Genomic DNA, 21,343 nt, shown 5'->3' with positions numbered 1-21,343 from the left:
AGGTGCGTTCAAATAAATAGGAATTGGAAAGGTAAACCGTGCAGGAACAACAGCAATGCCATTGCTCATTTCATGAATAGATTGCTGTATTTAAATATTCAATTGCGGTAAACAGAACTGAAGTTGCCTGACACTGTAACACCAAAGTTTAATCGCTCAAATCACCGCCATTTATTTAACGGCATCTTTCAATATCGCCTTCCGAACTTTGCACCTTTTACTACCATGAACAAACAACTTTCAGATATACCTGTTTCCGTGCTGGATCTGGCCACCATTGTGGCCGGCGATAATCCGGGCGATGCCTTTACCAAAAGCCGCGATATGGCGCAACATGCCGAAGCGCTGGGCTATACCCGTTACTGGTTTGCCGAGCACCACAATATGGAAAGCGTGGCATCGGCGGCCACTTCGGTGTTGGTGGGTTATGTGGCCGGCGCTACGCAAAAAATCAGGGTGGGTTCCGGTGGCGTAATGCTACCCAACCATGCGCCGCTGGTCATTGCCGAACAATTTGGCACACTGGCCTCCATGTATCCCAATCGCATCGACCTGGGCATTGGCCGTGCACCCGGCACCGATGGCGTTACCTCCATGGCCCTTCGGCGCAACCTCAACGCACCGGTGGAGCAGTTTCCCAACGATGTGATTGAAATATTGAATTACCTGGGCCCACATGATCCCGACGCCAAAGTACGGGCCATTCCCGGCGAAGGCACCGGTGTGCCGGTTTGGCTGCTGGGCTCCAGCACGTACAGTGCACAATTATCGGCAATGCTGGGCCTGCCCTTTGGCTTTGCCTCGCATTTTGCACCTACATACCTGCCCGATGCGCTGCAGTTGTACCGCCAACGTTTCCAGGCATCGCAGTTTTTACAACAGCCCTATGCACTGGCTTGTGTAAACGTGATTGCCGCCGAAACCGACGAAGAAGCCGAACGCCTCGCTACCTCATTTTACATGATGGCGCTGGGCATGATCCGCAACAAACGCATGCCGCTCCAACCACCCATTGACACGATGGAAGGTGTTTGGAATGATGCCGAAAAAGCAGCGGTGCGCCACATGATGCAATACAGCTTTGTGGGCAGCATTGCCACCGTGCGGCAGCAGTTGCAGGAGTTCCTTGATCAAACCGGTGTGGATGAAATAATGGTGGCGTCGCACATGTACAGCCATGAAGCAAAAAAGCGTTCGTATGCGCTGATTGCGCCGCTATTCAAGGGTGCAGAGTAAGCAGGTTTTTAATATGCAATAAAGTTTCAATAGATGCAATAGATGCGGCAGCTTTGAATGCAAATCTTCGCACCGACTCATCAACATAAGTGCCGTTGCTTTTTATAAAAATAAAAAGCTACTCCACAGCTATTGTTCCAATTGCCTTTGGCTAACTACGGCTAAATTTATTTTTTTGTAAAAACATCATCCCGCAATCATGGCAACATTGATCGCGGGATTTTTTTATTTTAAAAACGAGCACAAGCACAAATGAGCATTGCCAAATGATGTCGTGTTTTGACAATTTATTTTAACAATAAAAACAGTATAGAAATTTAAAAACCGGAGGTTACTTTTTACAGCCCGTAGGAATCAATCAATACAAAACCTACGGTTATGAAAGCTCTTTGCTTGCTGCCCCTCTTTGCGTTGTGTATGCTTACTGCATGTGAAAACGGCGACGCCGAAAACACCTACGACATTACGACTGATACAACAGCTTATAATAAACCAAATGACCAAGTAGCAAAGATAGTTAAGAAGGCAGGCGTCAACATCAAAGTACGCAATACGCAGGAGTCGGTGCGCAACGTATCGGTGCTGGTGCGCAGCATGGGAGGTATGATTACCCACCAGCAAATTGATGCTGCAGAAACCGACATAAAAGAGTTGCGCCTTTCCAATGATTCAGTGTTGCAAATAACGGCCTACACCACCACAGCTGATATAACAGCAAGGGTGCCATCGCACCACCTCGAAGACTTTCTGCAAGACGTACATGCATTGGGTTATTTTACCAGCAACAGCCAGCTTTCCATCGATGACAAAAGCCTGCACTATATGGTGCAGCAGCGGCAGCAGCAAAATCGGTCAACATTCCTGAAAACCGCTCCCAGCAAGCCATCCAAACCATCTACACCGATCGTTTCACTACAAGTGAACGACGAAATAATTGAGCAGGAACGCGAGATGCGGCAGATTGACCTGGATGTTGCATACAGCACGGTGCAGCTGCACCTAATGCAACACCCGATGGTGCGTAAAGAAGTAAAAGCAAACGCCGACCTTGCGAGTTACCAATTGCCCTTTACTACGCAATTGGCACAATCTTTTCAATCGGGCTGGAATTTGTTTTTACAATTCATAATAGCCGTTACCAACTTGTGGATGTTTATTGTTGCGGGTGTTGCTTTCTGGTACCTGGTAAAATTATGGAACCGCAAAAAACAACCGGTGCTTCGGTGAATTGTTTTTGCAAAACCCACTTAATACTCCATCAACTCCCATGCACTTTGATACGCATCATGCGCCTGTGTATAAGCAATGAAATTGGCATAAAAAGAAGCCTGCGCCAATGTAGCACTATCGCCTACTACAACCAGCTTTTTGCGGGCCCGCGTCATGGCCACATTCATGCGGCGGATATCGGATAAAAAGCCAACAACACCTTCGGTATTGCTGCGCACCATGCTGATAAAAATAGCATCACGTTCCTGCCCTTGAAAGGAGTCGATGGTATTGATGGAAAGTGCAGGATAAGATTGCAATACTTCATCCTTTGCCGCCATTTCTTTCAGCAACTCCACCTGGTGTCGGTACGGCGAAATAACACCGATGCCTGGTGTTGCGCCGGCCGCAATTTGTGGCTGCAATGTTTCCACAAAACGCACCAGTTGCTGCACCAAAAAACGAGCTTCTTCTTCATTGGAAAGCGATGTGCCTTCCAGCTTTTCTTCAAACCCACAACCTGCGGTATCGATAAACAACAAGGGCTTATCGCCAGGTGCCAGCACATGCTCCGAAACAGATGGGTGCGCTATCAATTTGTTCTCGTAAAACTCTTGTGACGAAAAGCCCATGATGGTTTGGTGCATGCGGTATTGCTCCTGCAACAGCACCACCGATTCGGGATGCAGTGCCACGCATTTTTCCATCAACGTTTTGGCCAATCCACCCTTCGCTGCTTCGTCCGATTTGATGGTGGGCGGCAGTTGCCAATGGTCGCCGGCCATCACCACTTTTTTTGCTTTTAAAATTGGTATCCAGCAAGCGGGCTCCAATGCCTGTGCAGCTTCATCAATCACCACCGTTTGAAATTTCAGGTGGCGCACCGTGTAGTGATTGGCACCAACCAGCGTAGCCGTGATTACCTGCGCTTTCGATAACACATCTTCCACAATGTATTGCTCGGTGCGCTCCACATCACGGGCAATATTGCGGGCTTCGGCAAACAGCGCCTTGCGTTGTTCGCGTTCATCACGACCAAAACTGCGCTTGTATCGTTGCGCCATATCGCGGTACTCAGCAGCCTGTTTTTTTAAGCGTTTTATTTCCTTAAAACTTTGGTGCGCCGCCATCTTCCGGTCCAGTGTCAGGGCCAGTTGGGCTTCGGCCACCCTGGCCGGGTTGCCCACACGCACCACGTTTAGACCAACATCCGAAAGCTTTTCGCTGAGCAGATCCACGGCCGCATTGGATGGCGCTACCACTAAAATCTGAGCGCCCTCCTGCCGATGCAGCAATCGTATGGCCTGCACCAAGGTTGTGGTTTTGCCGGTGCCGGGCGGGCCATGCACAATAGCCAGTTCATTAGCGGTTAAGATATTTTTTACTGCCTCGGTTTGTGATGGATTCAAACCACTGATTGGTGGCAGGTTGATGCCGTTATTAGACGTTGGTGCCTGTCCACCGGTAAGCACCTGCACCATGCGGCCACGTTCTTTATCATCGATGATGGCAGATGCGCTTTTCAGCGCTGCTTCCATTTCCTGGTAACTGGCTTCATCAAACACTGCATCAATACCCAGTTTGCCGTTGCGGGTCCAGTCGGGCAGGTCCTCAATGCGCAAAGAAATCTTCAACCGGTTGCCGCTGATGTGTGTGATAACACCGTCCACGCGGTCGGCCTTTGGATCGTGGTTGGAAAAAAGCGCGGCCGACATGCCAAAGCGCAATTGGTGCAACACATCGGTGTGGGTAGTGCGCTCCACCTCCACCGTCAGGTAATCGCCGCGGCCAATTTCTGTTTCGCGAATGGCAATAGGATACCATGTAAGCCCCGATTCGCGCCGATCCGCAACCGGCAAAGTTTCCATCAGCTGGCGGTAACTACGCCGGTCTTCTTCCTGCTCCACCTGCAGCAGGCGCTGCAGTTGTTTGAAATAATCCATGCGGGCAAAGGTAACGGCCGCAAGGGCAGTAAGTCACAGGTACTGCTGTGGAATAATGCCCTGTATTTACCTTAAAAACTCAACGCTTTTTCACCGCGGTAATCTGGTGCATGTTTTCGATCTGCCATTGTTTGGATTGTACCACTTCGGTAAGCAGTGTGCGCATTTGTTCGGCAGCCATTCGGGGCAGGTCGCTTTTAAGTGCAGCCAGTTCCACCTGTTTTTTTCCGTTAGCCTGGATGCGGGTCAGGTCATCGCGGTTAAGCAGGTTAAACATGCCTTCGTCGAAATTGTAATATTTATAATCGGGCTCGATGCTCAAAATCTCGGGTTCGGGAAAAGAGATCAGTTTTATTTTGCCGTCCTTTTCATCGGCTTCCCAAACGCATTTTTCAAAATCAAAACCCACCAGCACCTTGGCTTGTATAATGACGAGGGCCCGCTTGGTGGAGGGAATAAAACCAAACAGCTTTTTGGTTTCTTCATAGTTGTACAACTCGTTGAAAAAGCCATCCACCAAAACAATTTTAAACACCTTGCAAATGCCTTCCACCACCGTATGCGAGGTTTCCCGCACCTGCACGGCTTGGCCTTTGCTGCGCAGCTTACAAAACAAAAACATAATGAAAGCACCCAACAACAGGCCCAGCAAAAGGAGCAGGAAGTTGTCCGTCATGGCGTTCGGTAATTAGATGCAAGGTTTGTTACAAAATTCATGCTCGGCATGGAGCCGTGCCCGGAACGGTACGGCGTTTGTGCTGCTATTTGCCTATTTCTTTTTTAACCTTAAAAAAATTTTTATGGCACAGGAAAAAGGCAACCGCGAACAGGGCAACCGCAGCGGGCACGAACATGGCCGCAACGAAAGCATCGGTAACCAGCAGGGCACGGCACAAACCGGCGCACAAAACAACGGCGGTGAAAACATCGACCGCGAGGAAGACCAGTACACCGAAGACCTGCGCCAATCGGGCCAGCGCAAAAGCCGCGGTGAGGACAGCGAACGCTAAAAGCCTTGCAAACAAGTTGAAAACAACCGGTGAATGATTCACCCGCAAAACCCGGAAGTGTCTGCACTTCCGGGTTTTGCGTTGTGCAAATGTTGCCATGCTTCGCGTCCCTTTTCACCGCAATGGTTTCGCAGCATGTTGGCGCCTCCTTTTTGCCTAAAAATAAAGCTGCAACTTTGTGCTCCTATTCTATCACTGAAACACAACCGAAAATGAAGCCGTACGTTATATGCCACATGCTGGGCTCGGTAGATGGCCGCATCAAACAAGACATCTGGGGTTTCAAAGACCACCACAAATATTTTGAAGAACCAGCATCAAAAATCAAAGCCGATGCATGGCTGGTGGGCCGTATAACCATGCAGGAATTTTCGAGTAAAAAAGCACCTGCTAAAAGGCGTGGCCGCGTAAATATTCCGAAAGAAGATTTTGTAGCGGAGTACAAAGCCAAAACATTTGCAGTGGTGATCGACCCTTCGGGCAAATGCCATTGGGACACCAACATGGTATCAACAGAGCATGTAATTGAAGTGCTGACGGAGCAGGTTTCCGGTGCTTACCTGGCACACCTGCAGGAGCAAAATGTATCGTACATTTTTGGCGGTGAAACCGAACTTGACCTGAAGCTGGTGCTGAAAAAACTATATAAATTATTTGGCATTAAAAGGCTGCGCATTGATGGTGGCGGTCATGTAAATGGTTCGTTCCTGAAAGCGGGATTGATCGATGAATTCAGCCTGGTGCTGGCACCTGTTGCCGATGGCACCATTGGCGCACCTACCGTGTTTGAAGCCGAAGAAGGTTATGGCAAACGCAAAGCCACGCAGTTTACTTTAAAATCAGTAAAGAAGATCTACAACGACTTTTTGTGGATACGCTATGAAGTGTTGCGCGGTAAGTCGGGGCGATGATGAACACTGTGCGGCGAAAGGAAGATGAATTTTTTTTCGCGTTTAGCACAACACATTGACAGATAAAATTTCGTTTGAAAGAGCAGGTATAAGCCTGCTCTTTTTGTTTCTATGCTTCGCTAAATCTTCTGCGGCTCCAACTTTAGTAATGTAAAAAAATCCACCTCCCCTATTTCCCGCACAGCGCCTGGTTGGAGGTCGCCCAATTGCAGGTCTTCAATCGAAGTGCGAATCAGCCGCATACAGCGGTGCCGCACAGCCGAAACCATTTTGCGCACCTGCCGGTATTTTCCTTCGGTAAGGCTTATTTCAATCCAGGTGTGCTGTATGTGATCAGACACCGGGAAAGGCGATGGAAACAAGTCTGCAGGTGGGTCCACAATCGCAACATCGCAAAGAGGTGTGCGGTACATGCCGCCTGCCTCGGTGGGTATGTGCACACCGGTGCGCAAACGTTGCACTGTTTCATCACTCATCTTATTGCGCACCTGCACCAGGTACGTGCGGCGGTGCGCCACCGGCCCGTTAAACAACAGCCTGGTGATCTTTTTATTGGTAGTGAGCAGCAACAGTCCTTCAGAGTCTTTATCAAGGCGGCCAATGGCATGTATGCCCTCCGGGAAATTATACTGCAGATCGCCCAACAGCCCTACATTGTGCGGGCTGCTGAACTGCGATACCATGCCTGCAGGTTTGTTCAACACAAAATACCGGTGACCATTCGCTTCCATGGCGGCAATGTAGGCTAATTGAAGCAGGCATCGAAAACGCGGTGAAACTACTTGCGGCTAAACCAGCCTGGCCAGTGCTTTGTACCTTTAAGCGGGCAGCATTTTTATTTAAAGAAATTAACATGAGCAACCTCATTCTGGACAAAGCATTTGTAGGCGGGCAATGGACCGCTGCGGGCAGTGGCAAAACATTTAACGTAAACAACCCCGCAACCGGCGAAGTGATTGGCGATGTGCCCGATATGGATGCCGCAGATGTTGCAAAAGCCATTGACGCGGCCGATGCGGCATGGCCACAGTACCGTTGCTGGACCGCAAAACAACGTGCTGCACTGCTGCGCAAATGGTTTGACCTGATGATTGCACACAAATCCGAACTGGCCCGCATCATGACACTTGAGTCGGGTAAAGTAATCAAGGAAAGCCTTGGCGAAGTAGACTATGGCGCTGCGTTTATTGAATGGTTTGCCGAAGAAGCCAAGCGTACTTATGGCGATGTGATTCCGCAACATACTGGCGATCGCAGGCTGGTGGTAATCAAACAACCCATAGGTGTTGTAGCAGCCATTACACCATGGAATTTTCCCCTGGCCATGATCACCAGAAAGGTAGGCCCTGCATTGGCTGCAGGCTGTACCGTGGTGGTAAAGCCGCCCGCTGAAACGCCACTTACTGCGCTGGCACTTGCACAACTGGCCGAGCAAGCCGGTTTCCCGCCCGGTGTGTACAACACCGTTACCTCGAGGCAAAGCAGTGATGTGGGCAAAGAGTTGTGTACCAATTCCAAGGTGCGGAAGCTTTCTTTTACCGGTTCCACCGAGGTGGGCCGCATACTGATGGCGCAATGTGCCAACGACCTAAAAAGGTTGTCGCTGGAGCTAGGTGGCAATGCACCCTTTATTGTTTTTGACGATGCAGATATAAAGGCTGCCGTGCAGGGTGCGCTGGTATCGAAATACCGGCACAATGGACAAACCTGTGTTTGCGTGAACCGCATATTGGTACAAAATGGCGTGTATGATGATTTCATGGAGCAATTTATCAAAGCAGTTGCAGCACTAAAAACCGGCGATGTGCTGGACCCTGAAGTGCAGGTGGGTCCGCTTATCAATAAAGATGGATTGAAAAAAGTAACGGCCCATATTGACGATGCGGTGCAAAAAGGCGCACAAATCATTACTGGTGGAAAAGTATCCGGGGGATTGTATTTTGAGCCAACCGTGCTGGCACCTGCCACGCCTGATATGCTTATTGCAAAAGAAGAAGTGTTTGGACCGGTGGCTCCCATTTTCCCGTTCGCAAAAGAAGCCGATGCCATACGGATGGCCAACGATACAGAATATGGACTGGCGGCTTATTTCTACAGCCGCGATGTAGCCCGCTGCTGGCGGGTAGCCGAAGCACTGGAATATGGCATAGTGGGCATCAACGAGGGTTTGATCTCTACCGAAGTGGCACCTTTTGGCGGCATCAAACAATCGGGCTTTGGCCGCGAAGGTTCGAAATACGGGATGGACGCTTACATGGAGCTGAAATACCTTTGTTTTGGAAATATAGGCTGATGCCGGCCGAAGCAACTTTTAATGGAATTGGAAATGACTGATGCAGGGTGATTGGCTGGTGCATCACCACTCTTTTTTGGGGGCAAAAAAAGGCAGCTTCCACCAAAGAAAGCTGCCCTGGCCAAATTACCACACACGGTTCACTCCTCACAAATATTTATTCAGAACCCCGATGCGCTTCATGCAACAGGGAGCTTGCGCCATTTATTTGGTCCTCCTTGTTTAGCTTAATGGCATCGTATAAATCGTCCATCAGGTCGGCTTCTTCGGTGTTGCCACTACAATGGCGACCTTCCTTTACAAAACAAATTTGCGGTGGCGGCTGGTTGTGCGGCTCACCGCCATACTTCTTTAGGTTCGCTTCAAATCCCGACTCATCGTCCACAGCCACCGTGTAGTGCGCCAGGGCATTGCGAAAAAGCACTACTACTGTCTGTTCCATTTGCCGGTGTATTATGCTATTAGTTGTCCAATTAGGGTGCCGCGAAATTAGCCGGAGTATTTACCCGGTATTGCGGAATCCACGCTTGGGGCCACAAAGCATTTGGGTACCAATGCGGCCTTTTCGGGAAAAATCGTTGTACCGGGTTGGGTATGGGGAATTTGAATGTTAAACAAAAACAGCAAATAAATGCAACAAACATATGAATTGGCACCATGTGTGTATACAAACCCCTTTGCACCAAAAACCCGCCTATGACCACCCAACAATTCAATACCATACATCATTGCAAGGAGCTGCGTCGCATTCTCATTAAAGGGGCATGTATTGGCAGCCGCAAAACATCGGGCATGGAGGTGCTGCTTTTTCAATTGCCCAAGATTTATGTAGAGGTGTTTTTAAATACCGGTGGCGATGAGGTATTGGGCAAACGAAATTTTAAAAGCCTGAATGGCTTGCAGCCTTACCTGCAGCCATCCAGTATTTCCGAATAAATAAAATGGAGCGCATGACGATGACGTTAAGAGGCTTCTCGGCTATGAGCGAAGGAGCAAAAAGAGAAACCGTGGAGTTGTGGGGCAATCCGCTGGCCGAAAAAGTGGTGCCTGGTTACCAGGTGAAAGTGTACCAACTGCACGACTTTTACGTAGAAGTATATCACAATGCTAAGAACGGACAAGTAGAACGGCACCGGGCTTGCAACAGAAGAGAAACAGTTGTTGGATAGGCAAAAGATAATGAAGTTGGAAAACCACCGCGACGAAACAACCCGGTAAGATGTACCCCCGGGTTGTTTTTGTTTTATAGATGTTTCATTGATCCAATTCGCTAGCACTTACACGGCATCAGATAGTGAGCTGAAATTAAAATCCTTCGTTTTTACCGGCGGAACCAGGTTGTTGCCAATACGCACCGGCCTGCCCACTACTTCCAGGTTGCGGAAGATCTGCAGCGGGCTTTCATTGAACCGGAAGTTTTTTACCGCATGTTTGATCGCCCCATTTTCAATAAAAAAAACACCGTCCCGTGTAAGGCCGGTTACCAGCAGGCTTTGCTGGTTCAGCGGCCGCATGTACCAGGTGCGGGTCACCAGTATGGTATTGTCCGATTCGCGGATCATTTCTTCCAGCGATTTGGTGCCGCCGGCCACAATTACACCACCAGGTGCAGGCACTGCTTTTACGCCCTGTTTATCGGCCCAAAACCTGGAGTACACCAGGTTTTTCAACACGCCTTTTTCCACCCACATAACCTTTTCCTGCGGGCGGCCATCCGGCGCAAAAGGTAGCGTGGGCACCTCGGGATGAGTCGGATCGGAGTAAATGGTGAGCAGGTCGCTGAACAGCTTTTCGCCCACTTTATTGCCACCGCCCCTATTGCCAAAAAAACTACGGCCTTCATCGGCATTGCGGGCATCCAGGGCAGCCATAAAATTGGATAGAAAACTGCTGTCGCCGTTGCCTGCAAGTGCTGCAGGCTCTAGTATCACCGTGTATTTGCCCGGCGGCAGTTCAATGGCGCTGGCCGATGCTTTTGCTTTTTGCATGGCCAATGTTGTGGCCGCCTTGCTGTTTACTTTCGATGCGTCGGTAAAGCTTTGCACCGCAAACCCCGACCCGCGGCCATCTGCCGTGCGAACCGTGGTAGTGAGCTCGATGCTGGTAGCCTTATTATAACCAAATAAGCCCCTACTGTTGCCAATGGCAATAAAACCGGTGGTGTCTTCGAGGTAGCCGGAGCCATCCACTTTTGCTTCGCGGCAGGGCTTGATGCTGGCCCATGCCAGCGTGGCCCGAAATGTAGGCGTAATGGCTGCTGTTTTCTCGGAATAGTTGGCTGCTTTGGCGTATTGCTGCGGCCCCAGCAGCGGCAGGTGCTCGCTGTTTTCCGGCGCCAGCCGCGCCACTTCCTCGGCTTGCTGTACGGCGCTTTTAATGGCGGCATCATTAAGCTCGTTGATGGTAACGCTACCGCTCCTTTTTCCAAAATAAGTGGTGATAGTCAGCGTCAGGTTTTCCCGTTCGCCGCTGGTGGTTACCATGTTTTGTGCAAAACGGATATTGCCCGTGCGGCTGCCATTGATGGCCACGCTGGTTTCGTCGGCAGTGGCATGGGCCAAAACGGTATCGATGATCTTTTTTGCTTCCTGTTCGGTAAGAAGTTGCATGAAGTGTACTGGTTGAAATTATGCAGCGGATTGCGTGTTGATAACATTTACTCCATTGAACCTTGTGGTGGAACAGCCATGCGATACGGCACTGGCTTGTCCCGGCTGTCCTTTACCATCGTTAAACGTACCAAAGCTGCGGTAATCGCCGGCGTCGCAGGTTTGCACGCAAGCGTTCCAAAACTCCTGTGTGTTGGATTGATACGCCACATCTTCGAGCATGCCCGTTATCTCACCGTTTGAAATTTCAAAAAACAGTTGTCCGCCAAACTGGAAATTATAGCGCTGCTGGTCAATGGAGTAAGAACCGCGGCCCAAAATGTAAATGCCTTTCTCCACATTGCGGATCATTTCTGCAGGCGATAGTTTTTCTTTGCCCGGCCGCAGCGACACATTGGGCATCCGTTGAAATTGCACCGATCCCCAACTATCAGCGTGGCTGCACCCATGCGATTCTTTTTGCCCCAGCAGGTGCACCTGGTCGCGGGTAGCCTGGTAGTTTACCAAAATGCCTTTTTGGATCAGGTCCCACTCTTTTGCCGGTACGCCATCATCGTCAAAACCAATGGTGTTGAGCAAAAAAGGTTGCGTTCTGTCGGCCACTACGTTTACCACGTCACTGCCAAAATTAAAGTTGCCGGATTTCCATTTATCCAGCGTGGCAAACGAAGTACCTGCATAGTTGGCTTCGTATCCAAGCACCCGGTCCAGCTCCAGCGGGTGGCCAATCGATTCGTGTATGGTGAGTCCCAAATGGGTTGGATCAAGCACCAGGTCGTATTTACCCGGCGCGACACTTTTAGCTTTGTGTTTTTCCTTTGCATGGCGTGTGGCCTGTACTGCATCTTCCACCATGTCGTATTTGTTGCGGTACAGCGTTAGCCCCGCAGGTCCCTGCAGCTTTTCCGAGGCGGCGCCTTCCAGGTATTCCCACCCGCGGCCCATCGGTGCACTCAATGAATCCCGCGTTTTAAACTTACCGGTTTGGCGGTCCACCACCGTAACCGAAAAAACCGGATTCAGCCGGTGTATGTCCTGCGCCACATAAGTACCATCGGTAGAGGCGTAATATTTTTGTTCGTTTACAAACGAAAGATTGGAAGTAATGAAACTTGCACCTTCTTTCATCGCGGCGTTGTTCACCTCCATCAGCAGGGCCACTTTATCGGCAACGGGCACATCAAAAGGATTTTGTTCAATCGGCGTTTTCCATTCCTTATCGCCCAGTCCTTTTTGCGGCACCAGGTAAACCGGTTCGGTACGCAAACTGGCGTTTGCCTTGGCAATGGCCACCGCCTGCGCGGCACATTGTGCAATGCCCTCTTTGGTCACGTTGTTGGTGGCCGCAAAGCCCCACGAGCCGGCGGCAATCACCCTGATGCCTACGCCGTACGAAGCATTGTTGGCAATGCTTTGCACCTTGGCTTCGCGGGTGGCAATATTTTGCTGCAGGTAGCGGCTGATGCGTACATCGGCATAGGTAGCGCCTTTGGCGCGGGCTGCTGCAAGGGCTGCATTGGCAAGTGCTTTTTTGGTGGCATTGTCGGGGGCCTGCTCCAAAAACTGCGCAGGATCAACTGCATTGCCCCACAACAGGTTGGGCATCACCAGGGCGCCCACTCCCATCGATGTCATCCGGAGAAAATCGGCTCGTTTCAAAATAAATGCTTTGGATTAATTGGGTTCAACTTACGCCATTTACCCAATATTTTCCAAACAGAAAGCCAGTGCCGCGCCGAATGTTTGTTTGTATAAAAATGCTGTCGCCGCATTTTTTATTGATCCACCGTTACCACCACTTTGCCCACCGTATTGCCTTGCTGAAACAGGTGTATGGCATCGTGCATTTGCGCAAATGGAAATACATGCCCCACATGCTGCGGTTCCAGTTGCAAGGCTTGCAAGCGTTGGAGCATATGCAGCATCAGGTCGGTTTGTTCGTATAAAAAAATGAGGTTGAATCCCATCAGCGATTTGTTTTGCGACGGCAACCGCAAGGGATCAATTTTCGGCCGGCGCAAAAACCGCCAGGCCAGGCGCAGGTAATCGGGTTTAGCGCCATGGGATGTAAACGATGCGCTGCCGTAAGCAATCATGCGGCCCATGGGCGCCATGGCATTCCAGCTTTGTTGTAAAATGGTGCCGCCAATACATTCCAGCACCAGGTGGAGCGGGCGGCCATCCAGTGCCATGGCTAGCTTTGCAGCAAAATGCTCGTCCCGTACAATCACAGCATTGTAGCCTTCGCTGTTCAACAGAAAATCAACCTTGCCCTTGCTGCCCACCGTGCCAATGGTGTAGGCGTTGAACTTTTTGCAAATGCGGTTGGCCATGATGCCCACGCCGCCCGCTGCACTGTGTATGAGCACGTTCATGCCCGGCTGCAGGTTGCCCAGTTCGGTGAGGGCATAAAAGGCCGTTAAGCCCTGCACCAGGAAGCCGGCGCCCTGCTCAAAACTCCAGCCTTCGGGCAGGGGAATGACATAGCGATGATTAATGTTGATGTGCGACACATAGCCGCCAAACTTGGTGGCGCCCATCACCCGGTCGCCCTTTTTTAAAGTGGTTACGTTGCTGCCAACAGCCAGCACTTCACCGGAAAACTCCAACCCCGGAATGAATGAACCAGGAGGCGTGGCGCTGTACAAACCCTGCATCGCAAATATGTCGGCAAAGTTGAGCCCGATGGCCCGAACGGCTACGCAAACTTCATCACTTGCAGGTTCGGGCAAACGCTCTTTTTGCAGGGTTAAATGTTTGATAGAGCCTGCCTTGGGCATCCGGTATACCTGTCGTTCTATTCCGTTCATTGATTGGTTCTTTTGAAATGTTGGCTACTGCAGTCTGAAACAAAAAGTTGAAGACAGAAAAATCCTGATCATCGGAGTCTATCGTTTCACTACAAACAGTATTTGCAGCAACTACAGCAAGCCGCAAGCTAATTTTTTAACCGCACTAAAACTGAATGATTGCCTGCTGTTTGATTGCGCTGCATTTACCTTCCACCCTAATATGGTAACTTTAAAAGCAGTACCGATATGAAGCGGCAAATGCAAAACCGAGGTTTATGAAACAATACATGCTCCCCCTTTCCATAATTGCTTTGGTGGCAACCGCCTGCAATAAGGAAACTGCCGACACATCCGAACCCATCCAACAAACCAGCATTGCCCATGCAACCGTGGTTGCATCCGGCCCGATGATTTATGCCTCCAAATCAAGCGGTGGATCGGTTGCTATTTACCGCCAGCCCAACGGCAAACACCTGCTGAAACTGGAAGGCGTACACCTGGCTGCTGAACACGGACTCGTCATTTACCTGTCACCAGACAAAATACTGGGTGCCGGCTCGGTAAAAATTTGCAGCGTGGCGCAGCTGGACGGCACAGCCCTGTACAAACTGCCCGCAGGTTTTGATTTTTCCGAGCTGAAATACCTGGTGATACAAACAGAACCCTGGGAAGAAACGGTAGCCACGGCAACACTTGCTTAGGCATGCTCAACCCGACGTAATTGCGCACAGGAGCCCCTTCCAGCCATTAATTGGTTAAATTTAGCGATGTGGTTGGTTACACTTTTCATTTTCCTGTTTTTTGAAGTACTTTCAACCCTTCAACCGACAATCCCCTTTTATGATCAACAAATTATTGGGCATCGCTATAATAGCATTGGTAGCTGCCTCCTGCGAAAGCTCGGGCAACAACCGGGTATCCGAACCGATTCCGGCACCAACTACATTTACACCTGATGCCACACCTGCCGCTACACCAACCACACAAGGCGCAGCAGCAACCACCACTACCCCTGCGACCAACAGCAATGCAACCGTTGCCCTTAACCCGGCACACGGCGCACCGGGGCACCGCTGCGAACTTCCGGTTGGTGCGCCGCTGGATGGCAGTGCCGGCGCCGCAACAGCCGCACCGGCTGGCGTTGGGGCAGCACCCATGATGCAAGTTCCTCCGGCTCCATTGCCGTCGTCGGGACAAACAGCCCGCCTGAACCCGGCGCATGGTGCGCCTGGTCATGATTGTTCTATTCCGGTGGGACAGCCGCTGCGCAACTAGGTTTTATAACGCTGATTTTAATGAACCGGTGACCGATTTATATGTAAAGCCCTGCAAACATGCAGGGCTTTAGTTTTTTGTTAATTTGCCATTCAGAGCAAGCCATTAAATGAAAGAGATCAATGCCATTATTGAAGCCTACCGGCAAATACAACCTGCACCCACCGGCGCCGCACTGGCCACTGTTTCCCGGGTAGAGGGATCGTCTTACCGCAGAACGGGTGCCCGCATGCTGGTGCTGGAAAACGGGCAATATGTGGGCGGCATCAGTGGCGGTTGCCTCGAAGGTGATGCATTGCGCAGGGCGCAAAAAGCAATTGCCCTGCGAACGCCGTCGGTGGTTACCTACGATACCACGCAAGATGATGACCACCAGGTGGGTGTTGGACTTGGCTGCAATGGCGTGATTGATGTTTTGTTTACACCAATTGTTCCAGAGCGACCCAATCCTATTGAATTGTTGGAAAAAGTGGCCGGCACGCGGGTGCCCCGTGTGCTGCTTACCATTACTGATGGCGGTGCGCATAAAGAACTGCTGGGAACAGTGCTGCTGTATGAAGACGATGCTTCTTTGTTGCAAACTTTTCCAATACCGGCCATTGCGCCCCATGTGTTGCAACAAACCAAAGAAAGCCTAGCGCAGATGACCTCGCAAACAGCTTCGTTTCAATCCGAGGATAAAACGGTGCAGGTTTTTATAGAAGTGTTGCGGCCTGCTACACGGCTTGTGATTTTTGGCGGCAACTACGACATTTACCCGCTGGTAAGAATTGCATCGGAATTGGGCTGGCACACAACAGTGGTGATGAACACGACAAAGGCTGACAAATCGTTGTTTACCACGGCCAGCAAAGTGCTGCACTATAAGGGAAATGAAAGGCCCGAAATTGACAACCACACCGCAGTGGTGCTGATGGCACACGACCTGGTAACCGACCAGCAAAATTTGCAGCAGGTATTGCAAACAGAAGCTGCATACATTGGCCTGCTTGGACCCAAAAAGCGAACGCTGAAAATGGTGGATGCATTGAGTGCCGAAGGAATTGCTTTTACGGCAAATGACGAACAAAGAATTTATTCACCGGCAGGGTTAGACATTGGCGCCACCACACCCGAAGCAATTGCATTGTCGATTGTAGCCGAAATTACCAGCCATTTTGCCGGCAGGCCGGGCACGCCGCTCCGACTGAAGCAGGGAACCATTCATGGCAAAGCTGCGCAATAAAGCGTATACTTTTTTAAGAATGCCGCATGCCCTGCCGGACTTTAAACACATGAAACAGTTGCGGAAACAGCGCATCCATTGCATCTCGTACGCCACCTTCCGAACCGGGCAGCGTGATGAGCAACGAGTTTTTGGCAAATCCCGCCACACCCCGCGACAGCATGGCAAAAGGCATCCGCTGCTGACCGTAATGGCGCACTGTTTCCATGATGCCGGGAACGGGTGTATCCAGTAACGGCTCGATAGCATCAGGCGTTACATCACGCGGAGAAAGACCGGTGCCACCGGTAAAGATGACGAGGTCAATTCCATTTTCAATGAAAGCATTTGCCTGCGCCTGTATCGCAGCAACTTCATCGGGTATAACGGTGATGGATACCCGCTCCACACCAAGCCCCTCTAACCTATGCACCAGGAACTGGCCCGTAGTGTCGTTGTTTTCGCCCCGCGCAATGGTATCGGAGCAAACCACAACAGCAGCAGACAAACCTGCTCCGCTCAACGATTTTTTGTCCGATTTACCGCCTTCTTTTTTTACCAACCTGATGCTGCTGATCTCCACTTCTTTGTCGATGGGTTTGAGCATGTCGTACATGGTGAGTGCCGCAACAGCAGCACCATGCATGGCTTCCACTTCCACACCGGTGCGGTAAATGGCATGCACTTCCACTTCAATCACTACCGTCATTCCTTCAACGCGGTGGGTGATGGCGGTGTACTCTACGGGCAACGGGTGACAATCCGGAATAACATCACTTGTTTTTTTTACTGCCAATAAGCCGGCAGCCCTGCTGAACTCAAACACATCACCTTTAGGCACGCTGCGGCTTTGAATAGCATCGATTGTTTCTTGCTTGCTTACCTGCAGCGTGGCGCTGGCAATGGCCTTGCGCAGTGTAGTGTTTTTGTGTGTAATATCAACCATCTTATTGATTCACTTTCCATTGGTGAGTGGCATCGCCAAATTGTTCTTTACCCCAAACCGGCAGCTCGGCTTTGATGCGCTCCACCACTTCGGTGCAGGCTTCAATGGCAGCTTTTCGGTGCTTTGATGAAGTAAATACAAACAAACAAATTTCGCCGGCAGCAACTACACCCAGGCTATGATACACATGCATGCAGGTAAGGTTGTACTTGGCAAAAATATCTTCGCGGATAGCTGTCATTTGTTCCAGCGCCATTGGTTCGTATGCGGTGTATTCAATTGCTGTTACGGTCTTTTCATCCAGCACATCGGCACGTACCTGCCCCAGAAAAATAGAGTGGCCGCCAATGCCTTTTTGCGTGCTGTGTTTTTGGATGCTATCGGCAATAAAGTTTGCCGGGATGGCGCCCTGAACAAATATGTTTTTAAGCTTGTGTTCTTTCATGTTGATTAGTTTGTACCGCTTCTTTCCAACTCAATATACCGCCGCGCAGGCTATAGATTTTTTTTAAGGGAAATGCATGGGCCAATTGCTTTGCCGCCTGCTGGCTGCGCTTGCCGCCCTGGCAAAATACAACGATGCTTTGGTGATTAATGTTTCCAAATAAACCGGGCACGGTAGCAAGCGGCACTTGCCGATGTGGAAATTCAGTGACCAACGGAAGTTCATCCCCTTCGCGAACATCAATCACCAATGTGTCGGCCTGTTGCAGTAACTGGTTGAATTGCGCTACGCCTATTTCTTCAAATCCGCTGATGCCACATTGCACCGCATAAGCCGTTGCCTCAAATGCTGCACGGTTGGTTGGTTGTAACGGATTGGACACAGGCGCCGGCTGCACTTCGAAGTCGTGCCAGCTATCCTGTAATAGGTTATACGTTTGCACCTTATTGATCAATGGCCGGCCAATGCCGGTAATGAGCTTGATGGCTTGCGCTGCCTGCAAACTGCCAATGATGGCGGGCAACACTCCCAGCACGCCGGCTTCGGCACAATTGGCGACTTCGCCATCTTGCGGCGGGGTTGGAAACAGGTCGCGATAATTGGCCGCAGCAATATTTTTTGTTGGCACATTAAACACAGCTACCTGTCCTTCGAACCGCGATACCGCTCCGTACACCAAGGGCTTTTGCAACAACACACATGCATCATTTACCAGGTACCGTGTTGGGAAGTTATCGGAAGTATCTACCACGATATCGTAAGGGGCAATCAGGTTCCATGCATTTGCAGTAGTAAGCCGTGCTGCATGCACGATGACTTGCACATCGCTGTTCATAGCCCGCAGCTGTAGTGCTGCCTGTGTGGCTTTTGGTTTACCAATATCATCCATGGTGTACAGCACCTGACGGTGCAGGTTGGAAAGCGCCACCACATCATCATCTACAATGCCTAAAGTACCTACACCGGCAGCAGTAAGATATTGTAACACCGGGCAACCCAAGCCGCCGGCACCAATCACCAGCACCCTTGCGGACAGCAGTTTTTGCTGGCCTTCAGCGCCCAGTTCTTTTAAGATCATTTGCCGGTGATACCGCTCCATTGTGCTATCATTTAACCTCCTGAAAATGGCGGCAACAACGCCACAGTTGCATTGCCGCTGAGCGGGGTATTTTCTGTTACAATAATTTTATTGACCGCAATACGATAAGTAGTTGCTGCCAGTGCAGGCATGCGCCGTTGCAGTTCCTGCTGCAGCGATGCGGTATCAGCCGCGCCGTCCAGTTCCAGGTTGCTGGCACCGGCCAGTTCCGCTAATTGTCCAAAAAGCAACACTTGGATCATGGTATCTTTTTTTGCAGCAGGTAGTTTTAAAAAATGCTACGCTCCTGTAAACAATAATTTATACGATGCCAGCAGCAGCACCAGGGCCAATATCCGTTTCAGGCTTTGCTGCGGCAGCCGCATAGAGCCGTAATAAGCCCCACCCAAACCACCGGCAAAAGCCACTGCCACATACAGGTACATGTCGGTGCTGAACTGCACGCCTTTCACCAATTGCCCGCCGAGGCCAGCCAGTGAGTTGACAAAAATAAATAAGGCGCTGACGGCAGCCGTTTGTTTTTGCCCGGCCCAGCCCAGCAACAAGATGACCGGCGATAGCAGAATGCCGCCGCCAATACCAATAAGCCCCGACAAAAATCCGATAATGCTGCCGATAAACAATGCCAGCCCGATGTTGGGCGCTCTGCCCTCTTTTTCTTTGCCGTTTCTAAACGCCAGAAAACGGACAATGGGCACCAGCAGCAGCAGCCCCAAAATATGTTTGTACACCTGCCCATCCACAACGATCAAACCGCCAATGAATGAAAAAGGAATGGAAGCCAATGCAAAGGGCAAAAAGAGTTTAGCATTGAAATGCCCGCCGCGGTAAAACTGCACAAATGCCACTGCCGAAACAAACAGGTTGAGCAGCAATGCTGTTGGTTTCATTACCTCCGGCGCCACGCTGAAGATGGCCATCAGCGCCAGGTAGCCGCTGGCGCCACCATGCCCTACCGAGGCATACAAAAATGCCACGCACAACAGGAGCACCAAAAACAGGATCGTTAATTCCATAGCGGCTATCTAAACGGGCAATAAATGAATAGTGACCAAATCATCTTCCACACAGGTTTCTATGTTTTCATCAACTTGTATCAGGCAATTGGCTTGTGCAAATGACCGCATTTTATACGACTCCTGCGCATTAAGCGGAATAGCAGTTTGCCCATCCCAGGCCCCTTTTAAAAAATGCGTGATGCCGGCTGCTTTTTTGTACGGTTTACGGAGCGGCACCTGCAGTTTTTTTAAAGTAAGACCGCGGCCGGTTAAGCGTGACAAAGCAGGCAACACATACAGGTAAAAACAAGTGAGCACCGATGAAGGATTGCCGGGCAAACCAAACACCAGTTTTTTGCCCTGCATGCCCATAAACAGCGGCTTGCCGGGTCGTTGTTTTATTTTATGAAAAAGCGGCGTCACCCCATTTTGCGTGGCCGCACCAATCACAAAATCGTAGTCGCCAACACTTACACCGCCTGTGAGCAGCACCACATCGGATTCATTTAATGCAGCCCCTAAAACATTTGCCAGCGCAGCGGGATCATCGTGCACCTGGCGCCCTGCAACATTCGTGATGTGTACGCTGCTCAATGCTGTTGTTAATGCAAATGAATTGGACTCGTACACCTGGCCATAAGCCAATGGCCTACCGGGTTGCTGCAACTCGTTGCCCGTAACAATGATGGTAATGGTTGGGTTGGGCACCACCGGCACCTGTGTGATGCCGAGGCCCGCAAGGAAACCAACAGCCGCAGCAGACAACGGGCTTCCTTTTGGCAGCGCCAGTTCGCCTGCTTCCATTTCCGAACCCGCCGGCCGCACATTAGCGCCCAGTTGCAATTGTGCATCGAGTATGTGCAGCATGCTTCCTTCAACATGCACTTTCTCCTGCATCACCACAGTATCGGCGCCATGGGGCACTGGTGCGCCGGTAAAAATTCGGGTGGCCGTTTGCGGCTGCAATTGTATTTGCTCGTTGCTCCCTGCGGGCACCACGCCATCAATGTGCAGCGTGTTGTGCGCCTGCCACCCGGCAAAAGAAAAAGCATAGCCATCCATTGATGATTGCGGAAAAGCAGGAATGCGCAACGGTGCCATAACATCTTCTGCCAGCACCAGCCGGGCCGCATCAGCCAGCGGCAGCACTACGGCTTCCAACGGTTGAACATGGGCGGCAATAATAGCTCCGGCTTCTTCCGTGCCGATCATGGTGCGCATTTTCAAATAATGATTTGAGGTGGTCAACAAACTGGTGAAGGGATGAATTTAAGTGATTTGGTGGATTTAGGGTTTTGAACCACGGAGGCACATCGACAGGGAGTGACACGGCGGAAATGTTATGTATTGGGTTGGATAAATTGGTGGCAGCA

General features: G+C 50.6%; 23 protein-coding genes and 1 pseudogene. 10 read left to right on the top strand and 14 right to left on the bottom strand.

Annotated features, from left to right (window positions below; all coding sequences use genetic code 11):
• Nucleotides 1–225: 225 nt before the first annotated feature.
• Complete coding sequence (locus tag EPD17_RS07855) at nt 226–1,236, top strand: LLM class flavin-dependent oxidoreductase (protein WP_132053227.1); 1,011 nt, start codon at nt 226–228, stop codon at nt 1,234–1,236.
• A gap of 378 nt (nt 1,237–1,614) precedes the next feature.
• A complete protein-coding gene (locus EPD17_RS07850; protein WP_132053225.1) occupies nt 1,615–2,463 on the top strand; it encodes a DUF4349 domain-containing protein in 849 nt (282 codons plus the stop codon).
• 20 nt (nt 2,464–2,483) lie between these two features.
• Here EPD17_RS07850 and EPD17_RS07845 read toward each other — a convergent pair whose 3' ends face one another.
• Entirely contained in the window at nt 2,484–4,388 is a 1,905-nt protein-coding gene (locus EPD17_RS07845; RefSeq protein WP_132053223.1) for an AAA domain-containing protein, read from the bottom strand.
• A gap of 79 nt (nt 4,389–4,467) precedes the next feature.
• Nucleotides 4,468–5,064, bottom strand: coding sequence for a DUF4230 domain-containing protein (locus EPD17_RS07840; RefSeq protein ID WP_132053221.1), 597 nt, complete (start codon nt 5,062–5,064; stop codon nt 4,468–4,470).
• 124 nt (nt 5,065–5,188) lie between these two features.
• On the opposite strand from EPD17_RS07840, the gene EPD17_RS07835 reads away from it, so the two are divergent.
• Both EPD17_RS07835 and EPD17_RS07830 read left to right on the top strand, forming a co-directional pair.
• Nucleotides 5,189–5,398, top strand: coding sequence for a hypothetical protein (locus EPD17_RS07835; RefSeq protein ID WP_132053219.1), 210 nt, complete (start codon nt 5,189–5,191; stop codon nt 5,396–5,398).
• A 212-nt stretch (nt 5,399–5,610) separates the two neighbouring features.
• On the top strand, nt 5,611–6,309 hold the full coding sequence (locus tag EPD17_RS07830) for a dihydrofolate reductase family protein (protein ID WP_165929559.1): 699 nt from the start codon (nt 5,611–5,613) through the stop codon (nt 6,307–6,309).
• 119 nt (nt 6,310–6,428) lie between these two features.
• Here EPD17_RS07830 and EPD17_RS07825 read toward each other — a convergent pair whose 3' ends face one another.
• A complete protein-coding gene (locus EPD17_RS07825; RefSeq protein WP_132053215.1) occupies nt 6,429–7,040 on the bottom strand; it encodes a pseudouridine synthase in 612 nt (203 codons plus the stop codon).
• Nucleotides 7,041–7,162: 122 nt separating this feature from the next.
• Between EPD17_RS07825 and EPD17_RS07820 the strand changes: the two genes are divergently transcribed.
• The gene (locus EPD17_RS07820; RefSeq protein ID WP_132053213.1) at nt 7,163–8,602 is read left to right on the top strand and encodes an NAD-dependent succinate-semialdehyde dehydrogenase; all 1,440 of its coding nucleotides are present in this window, start codon (nt 7,163–7,165) and stop codon (nt 8,600–8,602) included.
• Nucleotides 8,603–8,759: 157 nt separating this feature from the next.
• Here EPD17_RS07820 and EPD17_RS07815 read toward each other — a convergent pair whose 3' ends face one another.
• Nucleotides 8,760–9,044, bottom strand: a complete 285-nt coding sequence (locus tag EPD17_RS07815) for a hypothetical protein (RefSeq protein ID WP_132053211.1) — start codon at nt 9,042–9,044, stop codon at nt 8,760–8,762.
• A gap of 254 nt (nt 9,045–9,298) precedes the next feature.
• On the opposite strand from EPD17_RS07815, the gene EPD17_RS07810 reads away from it, so the two are divergent.
• Nucleotides 9,299–9,538, top strand: a complete 240-nt coding sequence (locus EPD17_RS07810) for a hypothetical protein (RefSeq protein ID WP_132053209.1) — start codon at nt 9,299–9,301, stop codon at nt 9,536–9,538.
• Nucleotides 9,539–9,552: 14 nt separating this feature from the next.
• A complete protein-coding gene (locus tag EPD17_RS07805) occupies nt 9,553–9,771 on the top strand; it encodes a hypothetical protein (protein WP_132053207.1) in 219 nt (72 codons plus the stop codon).
• Between the two features lie 108 nt (nt 9,772–9,879).
• Here the strand turns inward: EPD17_RS07805 and EPD17_RS07800 are convergent, their stop codons facing one another.
• The 3 genes from EPD17_RS07800 to EPD17_RS07790 all read right to left on the bottom strand — a co-directional run bounded on the left by EPD17_RS07800 (nt 9,880) and on the right by EPD17_RS07790 (nt 14,021).
• The gene (locus EPD17_RS07800) at nt 9,880–11,211 is read right to left on the bottom strand and encodes a TldD/PmbA family protein (protein WP_132053205.1); all 1,332 of its coding nucleotides are present in this window, start codon (nt 11,209–11,211) and stop codon (nt 9,880–9,882) included.
• An 18-nt stretch (nt 11,212–11,229) separates the two neighbouring features.
• Nucleotides 11,230–12,870: a TldD/PmbA family protein gene (locus EPD17_RS07795; protein ID WP_132053203.1), complete on the bottom strand. Its 1,641-nt coding sequence runs from the start codon at nt 12,868–12,870 to the stop codon at nt 11,230–11,232.
• A 116-nt stretch (nt 12,871–12,986) separates the two neighbouring features.
• Entirely contained in the window at nt 12,987–14,021 is a 1,035-nt protein-coding gene (locus EPD17_RS07790) for a synaptic vesicle VAT-1 family membrane protein (protein WP_132053201.1), read from the bottom strand.
• A gap of 257 nt (nt 14,022–14,278) precedes the next feature.
• On the opposite strand from EPD17_RS07790, the gene EPD17_RS07785 reads away from it, so the two are divergent.
• From EPD17_RS07785 to EPD17_RS07775, 3 genes and pseudogenes are all read left to right on the top strand, one after another.
• Nucleotides 14,279–14,704 carry a hypothetical protein gene (locus tag EPD17_RS07785; RefSeq protein ID WP_132053199.1) on the top strand — a complete coding sequence of 142 codons (426 nt, stop codon included), beginning with the start codon at nt 14,279–14,281 and terminating at the stop codon, nt 14,702–14,704.
• Between the two features lie 139 nt (nt 14,705–14,843).
• Complete coding sequence (locus tag EPD17_RS07780) at nt 14,844–15,278, top strand: hypothetical protein (protein WP_132053197.1); 435 nt, start codon at nt 14,844–14,846, stop codon at nt 15,276–15,278.
• Nucleotides 15,279–15,387: 109 nt separating this feature from the next.
• Nucleotides 15,388–16,365: pseudogene (locus tag EPD17_RS07775) on the top strand (XdhC family protein); the annotation flags it as partial.
• A 58-nt stretch (nt 16,366–16,423) separates the two neighbouring features.
• Here EPD17_RS07775 and EPD17_RS20445 read toward each other — a convergent pair.
• From EPD17_RS20445 to EPD17_RS07745, 7 genes are read right to left on the bottom strand one after another with little or no spacing between them, the layout of a single operon-like run.
• Nucleotides 16,424–16,501, bottom strand: a complete 78-nt coding sequence (locus EPD17_RS20445; protein WP_449421222.1) for a hypothetical protein — start codon at nt 16,499–16,501, stop codon at nt 16,424–16,426.
• Between the two features lie 15 nt (nt 16,502–16,516).
• Nucleotides 16,517–17,428, bottom strand: coding sequence for a bifunctional molybdenum cofactor biosynthesis protein MoaC/MoaB (gene moaCB / locus EPD17_RS07770; protein WP_132053193.1), 912 nt, complete (start codon nt 17,426–17,428; stop codon nt 16,517–16,519).
• A gap of 1 nt (nt 17,429) precedes the next feature.
• Nucleotides 17,430–17,873, bottom strand: a complete 444-nt coding sequence (locus tag EPD17_RS07765; protein WP_132053191.1) for a molybdenum cofactor biosynthesis protein MoaE — start codon at nt 17,871–17,873, stop codon at nt 17,430–17,432.
• Nucleotides 17,854–18,972 carry a HesA/MoeB/ThiF family protein gene (locus tag EPD17_RS07760; RefSeq protein ID WP_132053189.1) on the bottom strand — a complete coding sequence of 373 codons (1,119 nt, stop codon included), beginning with the start codon at nt 18,970–18,972 and terminating at the stop codon, nt 17,854–17,856. The genes EPD17_RS07765 and EPD17_RS07760 overlap by 20 nt, the downstream gene beginning before the upstream one ends.
• Before the next feature lie 11 nt (nt 18,973–18,983).
• Entirely contained in the window at nt 18,984–19,214 is a 231-nt protein-coding gene (locus EPD17_RS07755) for a MoaD/ThiS family protein (RefSeq protein ID WP_132053187.1), read from the bottom strand.
• 36 nt (nt 19,215–19,250) lie between these two features.
• Nucleotides 19,251–19,988 carry a sulfite exporter TauE/SafE family protein gene (locus tag EPD17_RS07750; protein ID WP_132053185.1) on the bottom strand — a complete coding sequence of 246 codons (738 nt, stop codon included), beginning with the start codon at nt 19,986–19,988 and terminating at the stop codon, nt 19,251–19,253.
• Nucleotides 19,989–19,997: 9 nt separating this feature from the next.
• A complete protein-coding gene (locus tag EPD17_RS07745) occupies nt 19,998–21,191 on the bottom strand; it encodes a molybdopterin molybdotransferase MoeA (RefSeq protein ID WP_240040774.1) in 1,194 nt (397 codons plus the stop codon).
• Nucleotides 21,192–21,343: the final 152 nt, after the last annotated feature.

Origin of the sequence: Pseudocnuella soli (assembly GCF_004347775.1) — a bacterium.
In the GTDB taxonomy this organism is placed as follows: domain Bacteria; phylum Bacteroidota; class Bacteroidia; order Chitinophagales; family Chitinophagaceae; genus Flavisolibacter; species Flavisolibacter aquaticus.
Note: the sequence above shows the minus strand (reverse complement) of the source record. Positions and strands in the feature narration are given on the sequence as shown.